Below are 21,315 nucleotides of genomic sequence, written 5' to 3' on the forward strand. Positions count from 1 at the left end.
TTATATATCGCGATCAGTGACAGCGCCCTCGGACGCCGAGGCAACGGTGCGCGCGTATTTTGCCAGCACGCCACGCTTGTAGCGAGGGGCTGGGGGCTGCCAACTCTTCAATCTGTTTTCTATTTCGCTGTCGTCAATATGTAGTGTGATCTGGCACGTCTCTGCGTCAATGGTAATTTGGTCGCCATCTTCTACGATGGCGATGGGGCCACCGGCAAAGGCTTCCGGCGTCACATGACCGACCACGAACCCATGGCTGCCACCAGAGAATCTGCCGTCTGTGATCAGTGCCACATCCTTGCCAAGGCCACGCCCCATGATGGCGGATGTGGGGCTCAACATTTCACGCATACCGGGTCCGCCGCGCGGGCCTTCGTAACGAATAACAATCACGTCACCTGAGACAACGCTGCCATCAAGGATACCCTTGAGAGAGTCTTCTTCCGACTGAAACACGCGTGCTCGTCCAGTAAAGGTCAGGCCTTCCTTGCCAGTGATCTTGGCGACGGCACCTTCGGGGGCCAGGTTGCCCTTCATGACCACCAGGTGGCTGTCTTTCTTGATGGGTTTGTCGAAAGGATAGATTATTTTCTGATCTTCCGGGTAGGGCGCCACATCAGCCAGATTTTCCGCCAGCGTTTTACCCGTTACAGTCAGGCAGTTGCCATCCAGCATGCCGGCATCCAGCATGCGCTTCATCAATGGCTGGATGCCGCCAATCTCGATCAGCTCGGACATAAGGTACTGACCGCTGGGGCGAAGGTCGGCAAGCACTGGTGTGGTTTTTCCGATTCTGCTGAAATCATCCAGCGTGATGGTCACGCCGATCGTGTGTGCCATAGCAATCAGGTGCAGCACAGCGTTGGTGGATCCGCCCAGCGCAATGACGACCTTGATGGCATTTTCAAAGGCTGCCCGTGTCATGATGTCGGAGGGTTTGATGTCCCGTTCGATCAGATTCATGATGGCCGCACCCGCCCTCAGGCAGTCGTCCTGTTTTTCTTTGGAGATGGCATTCTGGGCTGAGCTGTTAGGCAGACTCATGCCGAGAGCTTCGATTGCAGAGGCCATGGTGTTGGCTGTATACATGCCACCACAGGAGCCGGGGCCAGGGATGGCGGTTTCCTCGATCTGGCGCAGTTCTATATCGGAGACATTGCCAGCTGCATGACCGCCCACCGCTTCAAAAACCGAGACGATGTCAGTGTGGTTTTTGCCTGGCAGGATGGTGCCGCCATAAATGAACAGAGAAGGGCGGTTCAACCTTGCCAGCCCCATCAGGCAGCCAGGCATGTTTTTGTCACAGCCGCCAATAGCGATGATGCCATCGTGCCCCATGCAGCCGGATACCGCTTCTATCGAGTCGGCAATGATTTCCCGGGACACCAGAGAGTACTTCATGCCTTCGGTACCCATGGATATGCCATCGGATATGGTGATCGTGTTGTAGATGACACCCTTGCCGCTGGCACTGTCGACGCCTCGATTGACGTGCTCGGCAAGGTCGTTGATATGCATGTTGCACGGCGTCACCATGCTCCAGGTGGAGGCAATTCCGACCTGGGGTTTGCGGAAGTCTTCGCGCGTGAAACCGACGGCGTGCAACATGGCGCGGCTTGCCGCGTGCTCGACACCATCGACAACCTGGCTGGAGTATTTGCGTGTCTTATCGTTACTCATCGGCTGTCACTCCTTCAGGGCTTGCATGTGCTTGTTATGGCAGGGACTTTCTTGCCGCGAACTATACACCATCGGGCTGTCCGAGGGCCAGAAGCGTATGACTTTGCCGTATCCAACACTCGGCAGATCGATCATGTGTTCGCTTTGATGGGCGATTGCGGTAACATCGAAGGAAAAATCAGATGCCTTGCCGGTCGTTCTCAGAAGGGCATTACTGATTACAGTAAACCAAGAATGTGTACGCCTAATATGACGTTTTATGTTGATAGGGGAGTGGTATGTTAAAACACAGTCGGCGCTTGCTCGCATCGCTATTCGTTGGCTCATTGCTGGTTAATGCCGCATTGGTGGCTGGTGTTCAGGCTGCGGAAAATCTGGATGGTGACAGTCTCTATACCCAGTATTGTGCCATGTGTCATACCGCCCCACAGGATGACCGGACTCCACCTCGCGACTCTCTGACAACTTATACCGCGAACAGCATTTTTCGTGCTTTGACAGAAGGTATCATGCAACCGCAGGGCGCCGCGCTGACGGCTGAACAGCGTATTGCCCTGTCCGAGTATCTGGCCGGCGAACCGATGCGCGAGGAGAGCACTGAAATGTCCGTCGCATCGTCCCGCTGCGAGTTGCCCATGCCAGAATTTGACCTGTCACTTGCCAGTAACTGGAATGGCTGGGGGAACGGATTGAGCAATCCCCGCCACCAGGCTGCGACGGGCACCGCCATTAACGCCAGCAATATTGATCAACTGGAGCTGGTCTGGGCATACGGGCTGGAAAACGCATCCGTCGCACGCGCCCAGCCAACCATCATTAATGATGTGATGATCCTGGGCAGCACCAGTGGTGAAGTGCGCGCCATGGACCTGGAAACTGGTTGTGACTACTGGACCTTTGAAGCACCACGCGAAGTGCGGGCCGCGGTCACCATCGCTTTCTCCAGTACACATGACACCTGGCTGGCAGTGATCGCCGACGTGTCGAACCAGCTGCATGTACTGGATGCGCGGACTGGAGAGCTGAAGTGGAGCGCCGAAGTTGACCCGCATCCTTACGCGGTCAGCACAGGTTCACCCGTTGTTTATGACAACAAAATCTTTGTGCCAGTGTCTTCGGCTGAAGTCAGTGCTGCCGGTCGACCTGACCATCACTGCTGTACGTTCCGCGGTAATGTTGCGGCGTTTGATCTCGATACCGGTATCAAACTATGGCATACCTATGTCATGGAAGAGGCAACACTGGCAGGTGAGAATAGTCTCGGCAACCCATTCTATGCTCCGTCGGGCGCGCCTATCTGGCAGGCCCCGAGTATCGACCCCGAGCGCCGCATCGTCTATGCCGGCACCGGGCAGAACTACAGTCGCCCGGCCAGCAACAGCAGCGACTCGGTGATTGCATTTAATATGGACAGTGGTGATATCGAATGGATCCATCAGACCACAGCCGATGATGCTTTTACCATGGCCTGTGCGCTGGGGCGTGAGCACCCCAACTGCCCGGACGCTGGTCCGGATGTCGACATCGGTGCACCTATCGTGACAACAACCCTGTCCAACGGGCAGGATATCGTGGTCGCCGGTACCAAGGGTGCAGTCCTGGTCGGACTGGATCCCGATAACAATGGCGAATTGCTGTGGTCAACACGAGTGGGACGTGGTGGCGCGCTGGGTGGCATCCACTGGGGTATGAGTTTTGATGGTGATGTGCTGTATGTGCCGGTTTCTGATCGCGGTGGTCTGAACAGCAACGGCATCACCCCGATGCCCGGCCTGCACGCTGTAGATATGAAAACCGGTGAAGTGCTCTGGTATGCACCGGCACCTGAGCGCTGTCAGGAAGGACAGCAGGGCTGCATGGAGGCCTACTCTGGCCCGGCTACCAGCAGTGACGATGTTGTGATTGCCAGCTCACTGAATGGTTATCTGTTTGCACACGATGCGCAGACCGGCGAGCTGGTCTGGGAATTCAACACGGTTCAGGACTATCAGACCATCAATAATGTGGAGACACGAGGTGGTTCCATCGATGCCACCGGTCCGGTGCTCTCTGGCGAATATATGGTAGTGAGTTCTGGTTACGCAACATTCAGCCAGATGCCAGGCAATGCGATTCTGGTCTTCAAGCTGCGATCTGAATAATAACTCGAAAAATAACAAAACAGTCTGCTGTGAGCAGGGGGAATAGATGATCAAACAAACACACTTGGGTCTGGTGGCCGCTGCCGCCTTACTGTTGGCAGCCTGCGGTCCTGCAGAGCAGACTGCTCCCACGCAAACGCAAAGCGCGCCGGTAGAGACGCCATCCTATCCGGCCTATCAGGCGTCGGTGACTACCGAGCGACTGGTTAATGCGGATAACGAACCCGGCCAGTGGATGTCCACTGGACGCTCGTACTGGGAACAGCGCTACTCACCGCTGGATCAGATCAACGAAGACACTATCTCTGACCTGGGTCTGGTGTGGTCAGCAGACCTCGATACCAGCCGTGGTCAGGAAGCAACACCCATCATGGTGGATGGTGCGCTGTACGTCACCACTGCCTGGAGCATGGTGAAAGCCTATGATGCGCGTACTGGCGAGCTGCTCTGGGAATTTGATCCGGAAGTGGATCGTGCACGAGGCGTAGACGCCTGCTGTGACGTGGTCAACCGTGGCGTTGCAGTATGGGATGGCAAAGTCTTTTTCGGCGCGCTGGATGGTCGCCTGATTGCATTGGACGCCGATACTGGTGAACAGGTCTGGAGTGTGGTGACCACGGATCAGAGCCAGCCCTATACTATTACCGGCGCGCCGCGCATCATCGATGGCAAGGTCATTATAGGTAATGGCGGTGGTGAATACGGCGTACGTGGTTACATCACCGCCTATGATGCCAACAATGGCGACGAAATGTGGCGCTTCTTCACGGTACCGGGCAACCCTGAGGATGGGTTTGAACAGCCGGAGCTGGAGTGGGCGGCCGATACCTGGACCGGCGAGTGGTGGGTCATGGGCGGCGGTGGCACCGTCTGGGACTCCATGGCTTACGATCCCGATTCAAACCTGCTCTACATCGGCGTGGGCAACGGCTCTCCCTGGAACCAGTCACTGCGCAGCCCCGGCGGCGGTGACAACCTGTTCCTGACGTCAATTGTGGCGGTCAATCCTGATGACGGCAGTTACGTCTGGCATTATCAGACCGTACCTGGCGAGACCTGGGACTACACGGCTACCCAGCAGATCATCGTAGCTGACCTGAATATCGGCGGTGAAACACGCCGGGTTGTGATGCAGGCGCCCAAGAACGGTTTTTTCTATGTCCTGGATGCATTGACGGGGCGTCTGCTGTCTGCCGAAAACTTCGTGCCGGTAACATGGGCCAGCCATATTGATCTGGAAACCGGCCGACCCGTCGAAATTCCTGAGGCACGCTACAATGAAACAGGTGTGCCAGTCATCGTGTCACCCGGTGCATTGGGTGGACACAACTGGTATCCCATGTCATTCAGCCAGAAAACCAATCTTGTGTATCTGCCTGCAACTGAAAACTACATGGGTTACGTAGCCCAGCCCGAATTTGAGAGATCTGAGCGCGGCTGGAACACCGGTACCGACATGGCTGAAGGCGCACGTCTGGTAGCAGCGGCTGGCGACGCCGCGCCGCAGCGCAGTGCCTACCTGCTGGCGTGGGATCCGGTAGCTCAGCGCGAGGTGTGGCGGCAACCGCAGCTGGTGCCAACTGCAGCAGCCGGTGTCATGTCCACTGCTGGCGGCCTTGTATTCCAGGGCAACGCGGCTGGCGAATTTGTTGCCTATCGCGATACCGATGGTGAGCGCCTGTGGTCGCACATCACGCAATCCCACACCGTGGCAGCACCGATCAGCTACATGCTGGATGGCACCCAGTATGTTGCGGTAGTGACAGGTTCACGCGCCTTGCCACAGGTTGGACCGGGTGCGATTGGATCTACCACGCGTGAATCCAGCAACAACTCCCGTGTGCTGGTCTACGCACTGCAGGGTGATCACCAGTTGCCGACCGAAATCGCGGTAGCGGAAGAGCAGGAGCTGAATCCTCCGGCGCTTGTTGCCAACAATGAGATGCTGGCTCAGGGCGAGCAGACGTACGGTCGCTTCTGCAGCGTCTGTCACGGTAACAATGCGGCCAGTGATGGCGCCGGCGTGTTCCCTGATCTGCGTTATTCCGAGCGCCTGCATGACCTGGAAGAGTGGAATGCGGTAGTGCTGGAAGGTGAACTGGCGGACGGCGGCATGGTCTCATTCTCCGGTCAGCTGGAACCGTCGGACTCTGCCGCTATCCGGCAATATGTCATTTCCCGCGCAATCGCGCTGTCAGATGAGCTGCGCTCACAACAGTGAGCACTACTTACTATAGTGTCTACGAGTCTCCGGTCGGCAGTCTGCTGCTGGCCGGAGATGGCAGTGCACTGACGCTGATTGGTTTTCCCTCTGGCAAGGCTGCGCGTCAGCCTCAACCTGACTGGATGCGTCGCAATGAAGCATTCAAACAGGTCAAGCAACAACTGCAGGCTTACTTTGCTGGGGAGTTAAAATCTTTTGATCTGAATCTGGCGCCGCAGGGCACTGATTTTCAACGCCAGGTCTGGCAGGCCCTGCAACAGATTCCCTATGGCGCTACAGCCAGTTACGGTGACATCGCCAGGCAGATAGGCAGGCCTGATGCCAGCCGTGCAGTTGGTGCAGCCAATGGGCAGAATCCCATTCCAATAGTCATTCCCTGCCACCGCGTTATTGGCAGTGACGGCTCATTAACCGGGTTTGGGGGAGGGCTGGCTTGCAAGCGGCAGTTGCTGGTGCTAGAACAGCAGCACTCGCCATTTGATTTACTGGGTTAGCTGCTCCACAGACCTTGCTTAGCTTCTGTTGGCATGTGACTGGTTGCGTCCGGCTTTCTTGGCCAGATAGAGCGCCTGGTCGCTCTTCTCTATCCACTCCTGATAGGCGTTCATGTCAGGGTTCAGCGTACTGATACCCAGGCTTATTGTGACGCGCAGGCTCTTTTCTTCCCACTCGATAACAGTATCGGAGAGTTTTTTGCGCAAGCGCTCTGCGTATACCAATGCCTGGTCGATATGGGTTTCGGGCAGAATGATGCCGAATTCTTCGCCACCGTAACGCCCGGCAGTATCCGTTGAACGTCGGAATCGCTTCAGAAGACGGCCAACCACGCGAAGAACTTCATCTCCGGCCTGATGACCATGTGTGTCATTAAATGTCTTGAAGTGATCGATGTCGAACATGATCAGGGAGGCAGGTCGCTGGCTGCGTTTACAGCGCAGAAACTCCTGCTCAAGACACTCTTCCCAGAAGCCACGGTTGAAGACATCTGTCAGCTTGTCGGTGCGGCTGACAAGTTTGAGGGTGTCATTGGCGGCCTCAAGCTCTTTTTTCCGCGTGGCTATTTCAGTCACGTCATAGATCAGCAGGCAGACCTGTGAAACCGTGTTGTTGAGGCCGTGCAGCGGGATCAGCGTGACGTTCTGGTACATCTTGTCAGAGTGGCCTGTCAGCGGGCGTGTGCTCTTGAAATCAAATAGTCTGGGATGTTCCTCCCAGGTGCAGAACGCCCGGCTCTGAAGCTTGAAAACAGAGTCAATTTTCCGGGTCAGCCAGCTGCGCGGCAGGTCAGGAAACAGCTCGAACAGATTGCGATCACGGGCGTCGCTGATGGGGATACCGCTGTGGTTCTCCATGAAGCTGTTCCACAGCTGTACATTGTAATTCTCGTCCAGCAGGATCAGGCCATTGTCCAGTGTCTGCAAAAGCTGCATCAGCAGATGCAGGCGCTGGGTGCTGTCAGGGGATTCGGATGACAATGTCTGAAGTGGCATGCAGGTGTCTCGTCAGTCAGACGCACTGATCAGCTGAACACGGCTGGTCAGTGCGGGTATGGAATCGGAAGTCAGCAACAGCAGCAGGTGACACTCCAGAACCGGATGCATCATCTGATAGGTGATGGTGACAGCGAGCACATCCTGTTCGTTGTGCTCACTGTCCAGTAATTCAGCGCATTGCAGGTTGTGGCCCAGCACAGCAGGGTAGCTGTGGTTGAAATCCAGATCGAGCTGCTGGCTGATGCCTTTTAGACAGGCCCCGACCAGAAGCTCAGAAAGATCTGTCAGAATGCCGGCATCGGTATCGGCCTTGGCTGGCAGGTCGCTGGCGACCAGTGTGCGCAGTTCGCTCATCTGGTCGGTCCTCATCAGCAGCACACCCTCGCCAGCGATGCCATTGCCACTGAAACCGTGGGATACAGCACTCATTCCGGTACCATCTGCATAGCTGAGGTGTCGCGGAAGTGTTTTATACGCGCACTCGAGCACATCAGGTACTGGCAGCCCAATAAAGGTGTCCAGCAGGTCACTAAGGTGGCTGCCAGCCTGTCCCATGGCGACGTTGATGACTTCGCGGAAAGCTTCCTTAAAGTCAGGTGATTGCAGCGCGTCACCGTCAACAATGTGGGCGTGGGCGTCTTCATTGGCAGCGGCATCATAGATGCCATAGCGCTCGAGCAATTCCTGAATCTGATCAGCGGTTACGGGCTTTTTGATAAAGTCCAGTGCCCCCTTGGACATGACGCGCCGTCGAGCCTCTGTCTGTATATCGCCGGAAACCACCAGTACCAGTGTTGGCAGGTCTTCCTGTCGGATGATTTCCAGCACTTCGTAGCCATTCATTACCGGCATGTTGAGATCCAGAAACAGCAGATCACCCTTGCCCTGGCGGATCATGTCGATGGCTTCCTGGCCGTTCTCGGCAAAGGTGATTTCAACATCCCAGTTTTCCGGGAGTGAACGCGCCATCTGGCGTCGTGCCAGTCTGGAGTCGTCACATATTAATACGGGTAAGGTCATCCGTGGGTGGTTCCGATACGTTGCTGGAGATCGCTGTCAAAAGCCCTCTACTGTAACACACTGTGACAAATTTAGGTAAAGACAAGCGACAGAATTCGGGATTATACTTCGATGAACTCTATTGAGTAACTACACAGGAGTAGATTTCCATGAAGCTGGTACGACTAAAGATAGCAGCAGCCTGGTGAGACAAGGAGTGTTGTGAATTTAATGTGATCGCTCCGCATCGACGCATTTCACTTTCTCATTAAACCCCGCCTCATTGTTTCACCTTCGGTATTAAACCCGGGTTCCACGCACCCGACCTTTTGTATTCCAGACCAGTCAGAGCTTTCAGCACATCGGAATGATGCCGGCAGCGGCTGACATGACTGCGTCCGACTACCGGATTTGAAACATGTTTGCAAAATTAAAAGCAGGTCTGAGCCTGTTCAAACAAGCGCTGGTGGGTAATGCCAGCATCAACTACACAGAAGGCTCGATCGCACGCGCCACCTTCCTGCTGTCCGTTCCGATGATTCTGGAAATGGCCATGGAGTCGGTGTTCGCGATCGTGGATATCTTTTTTGTTGCCGGGCTCGGCGCGGATGCGGTTGCTACCGTTGGCCTGACCGAAGCAGTGATTTCTCTGCTGTACGCTGTCGCGATTGGCATCAGCATGGCCGCAACCGCACTGGTGGCCCGTCGAATTGGTGAACAGAACAAACTCGCTGCTGCCCAGGCGGCCGGACAGGCACTCTGGATTGGTCTGTTTGTGTCGAGCGTGGTGGGGGTGCTCGGGTTCTTTTACGCCGATCGCATACTCGCTCTGATGGGTGCCAGTGACAATGTCATTGCGACGGGCGAAACCTATACGCGCATCATGTTCAGTGGCGCGTTTACGATCGTCTTTCTGTTCCTCAACAATGCCATCTTCCGTGGCGCAGGTGATGCCAGTATCGCCATGCGCTCGCTGGTTCTGGCCAACGGTATCAACATAGTCCTGGACCCAATGCTGATTTACGGCTGGGGTCCTTTCCCGGAAATGGGGCTGACGGGTGCTGCGGTGGCCACCAATATCGGGCGTGGCGTCGGGGTTGCCTACCAGCTTTATTATCTGTGCTCGCACAACCGCAGAATTCGGGTGGCCTTGTCAGATCTTGTTCTCAGACTCGGCATTGTGCTGCAACTTTGCCGGATATCGGTTGGTGGCATCGCGCAGTACCTGATTGCCACAGCGAGCTGGGTGTTTTTAATGCGCCTGGTGTCGCTTAACAGCGCCGATGCGGTGGCGGGTTACACGATCGCCATCCGAGTCATTCTCTTTGTGATCCTGCCATCCTGGGGGCTCAGTAATGCTGTTGCGACCCTGGTAGGGCAGAACCTCGGGGCCGGAAAACCAGATCGGGCAGAACGCACAGTCTGGCAGGTGGCGCGTTACAACCTGATGTACATGGGGGCAGTGGCGTTGGTGCTGATACTGATGCCATCCTGGGTCATGAGCTTTTTCAGCCAGGACCCCGAGGTAGTCAGAAACGGCATCCAGAGCCTGCGCATCCTCAGTTATGGATTTGTTTTTCTGGCGATAGGCTCAGTGGTAACCCAGGCGTTCAACGGCGCCGGTGACACCATGACCCCGACCTGGATGAACGTAACCGCCTTCTGGATCGTGCAGATTCCACTTGCCTGGAGCCTTTCTCAGGGAGCCGGTTGGGGGCCAGAGGGTGTATACTGGTCTGTCTTTATTGCCGATGCCACGATGAGTGTTCTGGGCATTGTGCTGTTCATGCGGGGCAGCTGGAAGACGCGCTATGTCTGAGGAATCCGTCATCGCTGCGTTGAACGTAGTATCGCTCAAACTCAAAAAGTCAGGATAGTTATGCAAAGCAGTCAACACCACATCATCAACCGGGTCGCCGCCTGGCTTCGTCAGGATAAAGCCGTATGGTTATGTACCATCCTCAAGACCTGGGGCTCGTCACCGCGTCCTGTCGGCGCCATGATGGCCTGCACGCCTGATGGCGAGCTGGTAGGTTCGATTTCTGGTGGCTGTATTGAAGAAGACTTTTTGCAGCAGCTGCGGGACGGCACCCTTAAGCAGCAATACCAGGAAAATCCCCGACCCTTTGTGGTTCATTATGGCGTGTCCGCTGAAGAGCAGGCGCGCCTGCGCCTTCCCTGTGGTGGACAACTGCACGTGCTGGTAGAGTTCCTGGCGCCGGACGACGCACAGCGCCAGGTTTTCGATGCGCTGGACCAGGCGCTCAATAACCATCGCCCCATCAGCCGTCGCGTTGACCTGGCGTCAGGCGCGGTGACGACACTTGCTGAAACCTCGGACGAGGCGGTGCTGGTTGATGAGCAACAGATGATCCACAGTCTGAGTCCCCGCTACAAACTGCTGTTGCTGGGTGCCGGAGATGTCGCCCGCTATGTGGCAGAACTGGCGCTGGTAATGGACTATGAGGTGACGCTTTGTGATCCACGCCCCGCCTATCTGGATAACTGGCACGTTGAGGGGGTGCACCTGTCAACAGAGTTGCCGGACGATCTGGTGCGTGATGGATTCAGCGATCCCTACAGCGGCATCATTGCTCTCGCACATGATCCACGTGTTGACGATATGGCGTTGATGGAGGCCCTGAAGACGCCGGCGTTCTACATTGGAGCCATGGGCTCTGACCGGACCTCGGCCAATCGACGCGAGCGACTGCCGGAACTGGGACTATCTGAGGACGAGATCAATCGCCTGCATGCACCGATTGGCTTCCAGATTGGCAGCAAAACCCCGGCTGAGATCGCTATCGCGATCCTTGCCGAGGTTACTGCGGTCAGGCATGGAATAAAAGCCTGACCGCTCGCAATCACTCTTGCTCTTGCAGGTGACCATAGTCCTGATCGTAGTCGGCCATTGATGCTGCAATGACTTCAGCCGCGCGGTTAAAGCCGTAAGGCTCGCCAATTGTGACCTTGTTTTCTTTGCCGGGCACCATCTTGTAGGTGCGGAAGTAGTGGGCGATGCGGTGAATCATGATGGGCGGCAGCTCGCTGATTTCATTGACATGGCCAAACGCCGGGTCGTCAACCAGGACGGCGACAATTTTGTCGTCAGCTTCACCACCGTCGTTCATTGGCAGGCCACCAACCACTTTTGCTTTCATCAGAATTTCAGTACGGTCTATGGCCCGCTCGCTGATCACACAGATGTCCAGCGGGTCACCGTCGCCACATTCAGCGCCAGGCATCAGGTCGCGTACACGATCGCCACAGTAAGTCCGCGGGATAAACCCATACAGCGTGGGCTGTTGTGCGGAAGTCGGCTGAGGTCTGTCGACGCACAGGTATCCCGAATCCTTGTCAATTTCGTACTTCATCTGATCAAAGGGGCTGATTTCAATGTAGGCGGTAACAATACGCGGAACATCCGGGCCAGCAGCAATGCCGTGCCATGGGTGAGGGCGCCAGCGGGAAAACTTGGTTTTGCTCATCTTCGATCAGTATCCTGTGTCAGTAGGTGAATGGTTGACAAAAAATCGGCTTGCCAAGTACCGCATGCCGACAATAGCGCACCTTTTTAATTAACAATCGGTGCCCAAAAGGCGCGCATTATAACAACAGCAGGGTCAGCTTGCAGCAATCGGCACAACGCCCTTAATTAAAGTGTTGGCCAGTTGCAACAGCGTCTGATCGCCTCCCCAGGCGGCACTGAACATCACCCCGATGGGCAAACCCTGCTGGCTCTGCCCCAGCGGCAGCGAGATGCTGGGCTGGCCGGTGCCGTTAAACAGCGCAGTGAACGGACTGTAAGCTGCGTAACGGCTGGCGTATTCGCGCATGTCCTGACTGTTCATGTCCAGCCAGCCCAGAGGGGCCGTCGGGTGCGCCAGCACCGGAGACAGTACAAGGTCATATTGCTGGTGGAAGTCTGCCATTTGCCGTTCTATCTGTTTCAGTGTGTCGATTGCCTGCAGGTATTGATGTGCCGTGGCCTTGATGCCACGCGCGACCATTCGTACCACTGACTCGGACAACTGTGCGTCTTTGAGTTCCAGCTGTTTTTGCTCCAGCAGAGGCGCGATGATCTGTGCCGCATGAATGTTGATAAGGGTCGCCATGGCTCTGCCCGCGGCTGCGTAATCCACGGGCGGCGCGATTAGCGCGACCTGATGTCCCATGGCTTCGCAGCGACGCGCAGTTTCCTCTACGGCGGCGTGACATTCAGGGTGAATTTCGCCGTCGCCCGGGTGTTCCAGTTGCACAGCGATAGTCAGCTGGCCTGGAGCCCGCTGGCAGGCATCCGTAAAGCTGGGAGGCTGTGGTGGCAGGGCAAACAGGTCTGGTCTGGACAGCTTCTGAATATCCAGAAACGCGGCACTGTCGCGCACCGAACGGCAGACAACATGGCTGACGCTCATGCCACTCCAGGCGTTGCCCACATCAGGCTCCGTTACGGTCAGGCCACGGCTTGGTTTTAGACCAATCAGCCCGCAACAGGCGGCTGGTACACGTATGGAACCACCACCATCGCTGGCGTCGGCGGCGGGAACAATACCGGCTGCGACGGCACTGGCAGAGCCGCCGCTGCTGCCGCCGGCACTGAATGCCGGGTTATGCGGATTGCGGCACAGGTCAAACAGCGACCACTCTGTAGTTATGGTCAGGCAAAGCTCAGGGGTATTACTGCTGGCAAAAGGAAGCAGCCCGGCATCGAAGTAGCGTTGTGCAATCCGGCTGTGCTGAAGGGCGACATTGTCGCGAAGCAATGGAGTGCTGCGTGTATAGGGCCAGTCCTTGACGGCATTGACCTCTTTGATCACAAATGGGACACCCGCCAGCGGACCATCGCCTGGTTTGTGATCCTGTCGCCGGGCAAGCTCCATTGCCGATGTGTCTTCACGATGCACCAGTGCGTTCAGCTTCGGGTTGACGGCGTCTGCCCTGGTACAGGCGATGGTCAGCAACTCCTCGGCAGTGACTTCCTTTTTGCGGCACAACTGTGCCAGTCCAGTCGCGTCGTATTCCATGTACTCGTCAATCGTCAGCATTCAATTTCCTTGGTCAGCTTATTCGGATCAGTTGAATTGTATGTCAATCAAGCACAGTTACATTGCGCCCGGCCGACTTGGCTTCAGTGAGCATGTCGTCGAGCTGTCGCAACAAAACGGTAATATCTTTGTCAGCCGTCATGGTAATAATGGCAATGCTGACAGTCAGTTTCATGGACTGTTCATCATCGTCCAGACTGATATCATTAAGTGTCTGGTGTAAGCGATCCGCCACCGCTCCTGCCTGGTGCTTGTCTGTTGCTGGCAGCAGTATGAGAAACTCCCGATCGCCCCAACGGCAGACAACATCGTACTGGCGAAAAACGCTGTCACAGATCCTTGCGAATCTGACCAGTACCTGATCACCCATTTCGTGGCCATATTGCTCGTTGATGTGCCGGAAGTGATCGATGTTGGCCAGCAGCAGACAGGCGGTACGGTCGCCGCGCTGAATCCGGGCGTGTTCCTGTCGCAATCGTTCAGAAAAGCTGCGCCGATTGTTCAGCCCGGTCAAAGAATCAGTGGTTTCCAGCTTTTCCAGTCTGCTCTTCAGGTACTGAACTTCTTGCTGCAGAGCCTCAACCTGTTCGGCTTCCGTATCGGAGTTCAGGGTATTGACTGACGGTAATTCTTCCGACCAGCGCTGCATGAGGGAGTCGATGTCGGTGACAGTGGGGCTTGCGCCGCAGCTGGAGGGTGTGCGGGAAAAGCGTGGTGCCGGCGCAGGTTGATACTTGCCAGATTGGCCTGACAGGCTGACAAAAGTCTCGCGTGCCCTGTTGTGTGGGTGCTCTGGCGCTTCCGACATGCTAAGCACAGGTGCGAAGCAGGCGTCAGTTCCCTCCAGTAATTCACACCACTGTTCGCGGGAGCGCGTTGCGAATAGATGCTTTAGCTGCTCCTGCATGCGGGGCCAGCTGTTCTGATTCATTTGCTCAAACAACAGTGTATTTTCCTTGTCCGCCTTGACTCCGCAACGCAGCAGCAGCTCCTCATAGAACTGAGGTTCAATCGGCGCAATACTGATGAATTTACCATCGGCGCATTTATAGCACTGATAGAACGGAGCACCGCCATCGAGCAGATTTTTCCCTGGTGGCTGTGTCCAGCGCCCGGAGTTATAAAGCGCATAGGGTAGTGACATCAACAGCGCGGTGCCGTCACTCATTGCAGCATCTATCACCTGGCCCCTGGCTGATTTTGTGCGCTCATGCAGGGCAGCAAGCACACCCGACAGCAACAGCATGCCGCCACCACCATAGTCGCCAACAAGGTTGAGTGGTGGGCGCGGTGGGGTCTCTCCATCTGCCATAGCATGCAGGGCGCCGCTCAAGGCGATGTAATTGAGATCATGGCCAGCCGCTGCAGCTAGAGGACCCTGCTGCCCCCAGCCGGTCATGCGCCCATAGATGAGTCGCGGATTGTCCGCCATACACGGCTCTGGCCCGAGGCCGAGCCGCTCCATCACGCCGGGGCGGAATCCCTCCAGCAATACATCCGCCTGTGAAATGAGTCGTCGTGCCTGTTCAAGATCGCCAGTTTTTTTAAGGTTCAGGGTCAGATTCTGCCGACCACGATCCATGGCATTGAGCGAGCTTTCGTCTTTGCTGATTGAGCGCTCTACACGAACAACGTCGGCACCCATGTCGGCCAGCATCATTGCAGTAAACGGAACCGGGCCGATGGCGGCCATTTCCACAACTTTGAGACCCTGCAGCGGGCCGCCTGATGTTTCCTGCGAGTGCTGGATGCTGTTGTTGTCTGATCTTGGTGTCATTGTTGTTTTTCTCACCCGGTGTTGATCTTGTTTTGAGTGCGCTATCAATAAGCACTTGCTTCAACAGTTCGCATCTTACATGCTTGCATAATTGACTGCATGCGGAGGTTTTACCATGGAGATTCAGGAAAAAACAGCATTTGTGACAGGCGCTGCCTCAGGCCTGGGGCTTGCCGCTACCCGGGCGCTGGTCGACAGTGGAGCGAAAGTGCTGATGTTTGACCGTGATGAAGAACGGCTGGTTGAAGCTGCAGCGAGTGTGGCGGGGGAGGTGGCCTGGCAGGCTGGCGACATTACAGACGAGCAGAGTGTGCAGCGTGCCATTGATTCTGCAATCCAGAAGTTTGGCGGGCTGCATATCAATATCAATTGTGCTGGCATCGGCGGTGCTGCCAAAACCGTGGGCCGCGATGGTGCCATGCCGCTTGATATGTTTCGCCGAATTGTCGATGTAAATCTGATTGGTACGTTCAACGTACTGCGTCTGTGTGCCGCAGCCATGTGTCAGCGAGAGCTTGAGGATGATGCAGACCGGGGAGTGATCATCAATGTTGCCTCGGTGGCAGCCTTTGATGGGCAGCGCGGCCAGGCTGCTTACAGCGCCGCCAAGGGCGGACTGGTCGGCATGACGCTGCCAATTGCCAGAGACCTGGCTCGCGAGCAGATACGGATCATGACAGTCGCCCCCGGTGTCTTTTCAACACCGATGATGCAGGCGGCTCCTGAACAGGTACGAGACGCCCTGGTGCAGTCTATTCAGTATCCCAAACGGATGGGCCTGCCGGAAGAATTTGCCGATCTGGCGCTATCCATTGTCAGAAATCGCTATCTGAACGGCGAGGTGATCCGCCTGGATGGTGGCGTGCGAATGCCGCCCTGAAGCTTCAGTCTTTGGGGCGCAGCGACAAACCGCCGTAGTCGATATCGGTGCTTTCCTTTTTGGATTGAGTGCTTTTGTCCTGCTGGCTGACACCAGCAGAAGTACCCAGCTGTCCACCACCGGCCAGTTCAAGTCGCAGCCGCAGATTGTTCTTGGAATCGGCATTGCGCAGTGCTTCGTCTATGGAAATTCGGCCTTCGCGGACCAGGCCAAAAAGGGCTGAGTCAAATGTGCGCATACCCTGTTCTTCCGATTTCTCCATAACCTCTTTGATCTCGTCAACTTTCCCCTGACGAATAAGGTCGGTCACCCGCGGCGTACCGAGCAGGATTTCGAAAGCTGCCGCCCTGCGACCATCAGTTGAGGGAATAAGCCGTTGTGAGATCAGGCCGCGAAGATTCAGCGACAGGTCCATAAACAGCTGCCGATGGCGCTCTTCCGGGAAAAAATTGATAATTCTGTCCAGAGCCTGATTGGCATTGTTGGCATGTAATGTTGCCAGGCAGAGATGGCCGGTTTCTGCAAACGCGATGGCATGTTCCATGGTGTCCTGGCCGCGGATTTCACCGATCAGGATCACGTCGGGTGCCTGGCGAAGGGTGTTTTTCAGAGCATTCTGATAATTGAGAGTATCTATGCCAACCTCGCGCTGACTGATCAGGGACTTCTGGTGCGGATAGATAAATTCTATGGGGTCTTCCACTGTGACGATGTGGCCACTGTCATGGGCATTTCGATGATTGATCAAAGCCGCCAGTGAGGTTGACTTGCCGGTACCCGTACCACCCACAAACAGGATCAGGCCGCGTTTTTCCATGACCAGCTGTTTCAGAATCTCAGGGTGCCCCAATTGCTGCGGCGTGGGAATGTCAGTCTTGATATGCCTGAACACCAGTGCAGTCTGTCCGCGCTGGCGATAGACATTGACACGAAAACGGCCAACGTCCGGTTCCAGCCATGCCAGGTTCATTTCGGACTCGCGCCGGAACTGCTCGGCCTGTTCGCTCGACATGATGTGGCTTGCCAGCGCTTCAGTGTCGCGTTGGCTGGCGGGCGAGTCTGATATTGCACTGACCTTGCCGAAAACCTTTATGCTGGCCGGCGCACCTACGGTCACAAAAAGATCCGAGGCTTCTTTGGCCACCATCGTGCTCAACAGGTTCTGAAGGTCCATGGGTATATCTCCTGACGGCTCAGAAGCGGCGTTCTGTATACCAGTTGACGTCGCGAGCGTGTTTATCAACCTGATCCGCAACGTCCAGCGTCAGTGCGAACAATGCCATACGTACCAGCACTCCATTGTCTGTCTGGCGAAAAATGGCCAGATTGGGGTGTTGGTTCAGGTCATTATCAAGCTCGTTGGCATCGTCACGAGAGTCACGGGGCAGTGGATGCATGATGACCGTGTTGGGCTGACAGTAACGTGTGTAGATTGCCTGGTTAAGCCGGAAGCGTCCCCGGTAGAGGTCGGCCTCCATTTTATTGGCGAAACGTTCTTCCTGGATCCGCGTCAGGTACACTATGTCATTGGCGGTCAGGCCTGACTCCATGTCTTCGGTTTCCACCACTTCGTGACCACGCTGACGGAGTTCTTCAACGATCTCCTCCGGCATGCGCAATTCCCTGGGTGAAATCAGGGTGAAGCGAATATTGCTGTACAGGCTGACCAGCTGGGACAGTGAGTGGACCGTGCGGCCGTGTTTTAGATCGCCAACCATGGCCAGATGCATGCCGTCGATACCCTGCTGGCGTGACATCAGTTCGCGCTTGATGGTGTAAAGGTCCAGCAAGGCCTGACTGGGGTGTTCATTGGGGCCATCGCCGGCGTTCAGTACCGGTACCCGGCTGGCCCGTGAAAACTCAGCGACCGAGCCGGCCTGGGGGTGGCGCATGACAATGATGTCGCTGTAGCCGCTCATTACACGTCCAGTGTCGTAGAGAGACTCGCCTTTGGTCAGCGAGCTGGCTTTGATATCGGTTGTCTCTCGCACTTCACCACCCAGCAGATTAAAGGCGCAACCGAAGCTGACGCGCGTACGGGTACTCGGTTCAAAAAACATATTACCGAGAATGGCGCCATCAAGCACTTTGGTTACCCGCTCACGGTGCGCATAGGGCCGCATGGCGCTGGCCACGTCGAAGATGCGCTCGACATCGCTGCGTTCGAACTGGGACACACTGATGATGTGGGCTCCTGGAAAATGCATAGCTGGTTTCCCTGCAAAGATGGTGACACGACGCCCTGAACAAATCCGGGCGAATGATTTCTGTCGCCAAGTTTACACCACTTGAGGCACTTCAATAACCGGCCTTCGTGCTATATTCCGGAGCCATGACTTCGAATCAGCACCCCCGACACCCAGGCAATGGCTCAGGGCCCAGTCTTTACTGGCATGACTATGAGGCTTTTGGCGCGGACGCACGCCGCGACCGTGCCTGCCAGTTTGCCGGTATTCGTACTGACATGGATCTGAATGAGGTTGGTGAACCTCTGATTATCTACTGTCAGCCAGCCCTCGATTATCTGCCTCATCCTCAGGCTTGCCTGATTACCGGGATTACGCCGCAACTGGCGCAGCGTGAAGGCCTGCCAGAAGCGGAGTTCATCCGGCAGATTCACGCGCAATTTAGCCAGCCACAAACCTGTGGCGTGGGTTACAACAGTATTCGTTATGATGACGAGATGACGCGTCAGCTGCTGTATCGCAACCTTTACGACCCCTACGAACGTGAGTGGAAGAATGGCAATTCCCGGTGGGATCTGATGGATGTGATGCGCCTTTGTCACGCCCTGCGTCCCACGGGCCTGCAGTGGCCGCAACGAAGCGACGGAGGTGTTTCATTCCGTCTTGAAGATCTGAGCCGGGCCAACGGGATTGATCATGCAAATGCACACGATGCGCTGGCTGATGTGCGTGCCACCATCGGTCTTGCTCGCTGTGTCAGACAGTCGCAACCGAAACTTTATGATTTCGCATTTGAGCTGCGGCGCAAACACAGTGTCAGTGCCCAGCTGGATCTGGCCTCACATCGGCCAGTGCTGCACGTCAGTGGCATGTACCCCGCTGCGCAAGGCTGCCTGACAATTGCCATGCCACTGGCTGCGCACCCAACTGATACAAATGGTGTATTGCTTTATGACCTGATGATTGATCCCGGGCCCTGGCTCGAATGCGATGTGTCGGCACTCCGGCAGGCGATGTTCACGCCATCGTCAGAGCGGGCGGATGGGGAGCTACGCCTGCCGGTGACCACGGTCCATCTCAATCGCAGCCCGATGCTGGCACCAATGGCGACACTGGAGCAGCAGCGCATGCAGGAACTGGGCATTGACATGTCAATTGCGCGCCAACACTGGGAGAAAATCCATTCTCAGCCGGACTTCATGCGTCGGATTGCCAGTGCCATGGTCAGCGAGCAGGCGCCATCTGTGCAGATTGATCCAGACTTTATGATCTACAGTGGTGGTTTTTTCAGCGACGCTGATAAACGCCTGCTGCAGAAGGTCAGGCAGCTCGACGTGCAGACCTTGAAACAACAGTTTTCTGCAATAAGCGCTCAGTTTCGCGATGGGCGCTTGCCGGAAATGCTGTTTCGCTATCGTGCGCGCAACTTCCCGTCCACGCTTGATGCAACTGAGCAGCAGCGCTGGCAGGAATTCTGCAGGCAGCGGCTCCAGCTGGCAGAGCCTGATGATACCGACACACTGGCCGGTCTCAGTGTGCAACAGTGCCGCCAGGAGATTTCTTTGTTACGTCAAGAGCTTGGCGGCGAGCCAGAGAAGCTGCAGATACTGGATGCACTGGAACAATGGATCGAGTCAGTTTGCCTGAAACTGGCAAAATGAGTAGAATCGCGCGCACTTGCACCGCCATGGCTGATTAACGAATGACAGAGTCTTTAGCAGACACACAGCAACAGGATCCATTCCACGATATTCGTCCTTATCACGATGACGAGATCAGGCCAGTTCTGGACCAGTTACTGTCAGACAAAGACTTCATCCGCAGTATTGCACATTTTAATTACCCCCGGGCGCATCGCATGTTGCCAGCAGTGCTGGAATTTCTGGCACGACGCAAGTTGCGTCAGCAACTGCAAAGCGTTCATAACGTGGCAACGATGCAGGATGTCATTGCGGGTTATATGGATCGCATGATCGAGCGAACCACAACCGCGCTGACCCACAGCGGTCTCGACCAGTTATCGAAGGACAAATCCTATCTCTTTATCAGCAACCATCGCGACATCGCAATGGACCCGGCATTTGTCAATTACATGCTGTATCACGCAGGTTTTGACACACTATACATTGCGATTGGCGACAACCTGCTCAAGCGACCATTTGTTACAGATCTGATGCGGCTGAACAAAAGCTTTATTGTTAAACGCTCCCTGAAAGGACGCGAACTGCTGAAATCGAGCAAGCAGTTATCGGCCTATATTCATCATTGCGTGGAAATCAATCGCAATGTCTGGATTGCCCAGCGTGAAGGCCGCGCCAAAGATGGCATTGACAGGACCGAAACGGCGCTGCTGAAAATGCTCGCCATGCATAAACGCAACGCGGGTCTGGCGCAGTCACTTAATGAACTGCACATTGTTCCGGTTTCCATCTCTTACCAGTTTGATCCCTGTGACGCGATGAAAGCCGATGAGCTTTATCAGAAACAGACGACCGGCACGTATATCAAAACCGAAAAGAGTGATATCGACAGTATCGTAACGGGTATGGTTGGCTTTAAGGGTGATGTGCATGTTGCGTTCGGATCAGAGTTGAAGCTTGAAACCGATGATGATGAACAGGTCGCGGCAATGATTGATCAGCAGGTCGTGGATAACTACCGTTTGCAACAAACCAATCTGATGGCCTACCGGCAGTTGCGCGATCAAGGCGATAAAGAGCTTCCTGCCCTGACTGACGAAGGTGAGCAGCAGCTTGCCAGCATGCCACAGGATACAGAAGTGGCCGAACGATTTCAGCAGCGCTTAGCTGCCATGCCGAAAGAAATCCAGCCGCTGGCCTTGCGCATGTATGCCAACCCGGTGGTCAGCCGTTACCGGCGTTAACGGCTG

General features: G+C 55.7%; 16 protein-coding genes. 8 read left to right on the top strand and 8 right to left on the bottom strand.

The features are described 5' to 3' along the window. The gene (gene ilvD, locus LVD14_RS10125) at positions 1-1,680 is read right to left on the bottom strand and encodes a dihydroxy-acid dehydratase (RefSeq protein ID WP_237133965.1); all 1,680 of its coding nucleotides are present in this window, start codon (positions 1,678-1,680) and stop codon (positions 1-3) included. Positions 1,681-1,958: 278 nt separating this feature from the next. Here ilvD and LVD14_RS10130 point away from each other — a divergent pair, with 278 nt between their 5' ends. Genes LVD14_RS10130 through LVD14_RS10140 form a run of 3 tightly spaced genes read left to right on the top strand, consistent with a single transcriptional unit; the run spans position 1,959 to position 6,539 of the window. Further along, positions 1,959-3,821 (top strand): PQQ-binding-like beta-propeller repeat protein, encoded by a 1,863-nt coding sequence (locus LVD14_RS10130; RefSeq protein WP_237133966.1) that lies wholly within the window; start codon positions 1,959-1,961, stop codon positions 3,819-3,821. Between the two features lie 46 nt (positions 3,822-3,867). Further along, positions 3,868-6,042 (top strand): PQQ-dependent dehydrogenase, methanol/ethanol family, encoded by a 2,175-nt coding sequence (locus LVD14_RS10135; RefSeq protein ID WP_237133967.1) that lies wholly within the window; start codon positions 3,868-3,870, stop codon positions 6,040-6,042. Continuing rightward, a complete protein-coding gene (locus LVD14_RS10140; protein ID WP_237133968.1) occupies positions 6,039-6,539 on the top strand; it encodes a methylated-DNA--[protein]-cysteine S-methyltransferase in 501 nt (166 codons plus the stop codon). The genes LVD14_RS10135 and LVD14_RS10140 overlap by 4 nt, the downstream gene beginning before the upstream one ends. Positions 6,540-6,557: 18 nt before the next feature. Here LVD14_RS10140 and LVD14_RS10145 read toward each other — a convergent pair whose 3' ends face one another. Together LVD14_RS10145 and LVD14_RS10150 are read right to left on the bottom strand one after the other, a co-directional pair. Further along, complete coding sequence (locus tag LVD14_RS10145) at positions 6,558-7,535, bottom strand: diguanylate cyclase (RefSeq protein WP_237133969.1); 978 nt, start codon at positions 7,533-7,535, stop codon at positions 6,558-6,560. Between the two features lie 12 nt (positions 7,536-7,547). Continuing rightward, a complete protein-coding gene (locus LVD14_RS10150) occupies positions 7,548-8,558 on the bottom strand; it encodes a response regulator (protein ID WP_272907269.1) in 1,011 nt (336 codons plus the stop codon). Positions 8,559-8,955: 397 nt separating this feature from the next. On the opposite strand from LVD14_RS10150, the gene LVD14_RS10155 reads away from it, so the two are divergent. Both LVD14_RS10155 and LVD14_RS10160 read left to right on the top strand, forming a co-directional pair. Then, the gene (locus LVD14_RS10155; protein WP_237133971.1) at positions 8,956-10,356 is read left to right on the top strand and encodes an MATE family efflux transporter; all 1,401 of its coding nucleotides are present in this window, start codon (positions 8,956-8,958) and stop codon (positions 10,354-10,356) included. 60 nt (positions 10,357-10,416) lie between these two features. Further along, entirely contained in the window at positions 10,417-11,391 is a 975-nt protein-coding gene (locus tag LVD14_RS10160) for an XdhC family protein (RefSeq protein WP_237133972.1), read from the top strand. 10 nt (positions 11,392-11,401) lie between these two features. On the opposite strand, the gene LVD14_RS10165 is transcribed toward LVD14_RS10160, so the two are convergent. From LVD14_RS10165 to LVD14_RS10175, 3 genes are all read right to left on the bottom strand, one after another. Further along, on the bottom strand, positions 11,402-12,025 hold the full coding sequence (locus LVD14_RS10165; RefSeq protein ID WP_237133973.1) for an inorganic pyrophosphatase: 624 nt from the start codon (positions 12,023-12,025) through the stop codon (positions 11,402-11,404). 135 nt (positions 12,026-12,160) lie between these two features. Next, positions 12,161-13,582, bottom strand: a complete 1,422-nt coding sequence (locus tag LVD14_RS10170) for an amidase (RefSeq protein ID WP_237133974.1) — start codon at positions 13,580-13,582, stop codon at positions 12,161-12,163. Between the two features lie 43 nt (positions 13,583-13,625). Then, positions 13,626-15,359: a CoA transferase gene (locus LVD14_RS10175; protein WP_237133975.1), complete on the bottom strand. Its 1,734-nt coding sequence runs from the start codon at positions 15,357-15,359 to the stop codon at positions 13,626-13,628. Between the two features lie 115 nt (positions 15,360-15,474). Here LVD14_RS10175 and LVD14_RS10180 point away from each other — a divergent pair, with 115 nt between their 5' ends. Further along, positions 15,475-16,239 (top strand): SDR family NAD(P)-dependent oxidoreductase, encoded by a 765-nt coding sequence (locus LVD14_RS10180; protein ID WP_237133976.1) that lies wholly within the window; start codon positions 15,475-15,477, stop codon positions 16,237-16,239. A gap of 4 nt (positions 16,240-16,243) precedes the next feature. Here the strand turns inward: LVD14_RS10180 and LVD14_RS10185 are convergent, their stop codons facing one another. After that, the gene (locus LVD14_RS10185) at positions 16,244-17,413 is read right to left on the bottom strand and encodes a PilT/PilU family type 4a pilus ATPase (protein ID WP_237133977.1); all 1,170 of its coding nucleotides are present in this window, start codon (positions 17,411-17,413) and stop codon (positions 16,244-16,246) included. Between the two features lie 19 nt (positions 17,414-17,432). Continuing rightward, entirely contained in the window at positions 17,433-18,446 is a 1,014-nt protein-coding gene (locus LVD14_RS10190) for an aspartate carbamoyltransferase (protein ID WP_237133978.1), read from the bottom strand. 125 nt (positions 18,447-18,571) lie between these two features. Between LVD14_RS10190 and sbcB the strand changes: the two genes are divergently transcribed. Next, the gene (gene sbcB / locus LVD14_RS10195; protein WP_237133979.1) at positions 18,572-20,086 is read left to right on the top strand and encodes an exodeoxyribonuclease I; all 1,515 of its coding nucleotides are present in this window, start codon (positions 18,572-18,574) and stop codon (positions 20,084-20,086) included. Positions 20,087-20,127: 41 nt separating this feature from the next. Next, positions 20,128-21,309 (top strand): 1-acyl-sn-glycerol-3-phosphate acyltransferase, encoded by a 1,182-nt coding sequence (locus tag LVD14_RS10200; RefSeq protein WP_237133980.1) that lies wholly within the window; start codon positions 20,128-20,130, stop codon positions 21,307-21,309. The last annotated feature ends 6 nt before the right edge of the window (positions 21,310-21,315 follow it).

This window comes from Pseudohongiella sp. O18, assembly GCF_021729085.1.
Lineage (GTDB): Bacteria > Pseudomonadota > Gammaproteobacteria > Pseudomonadales > Pseudohongiellaceae > Pseudohongiella.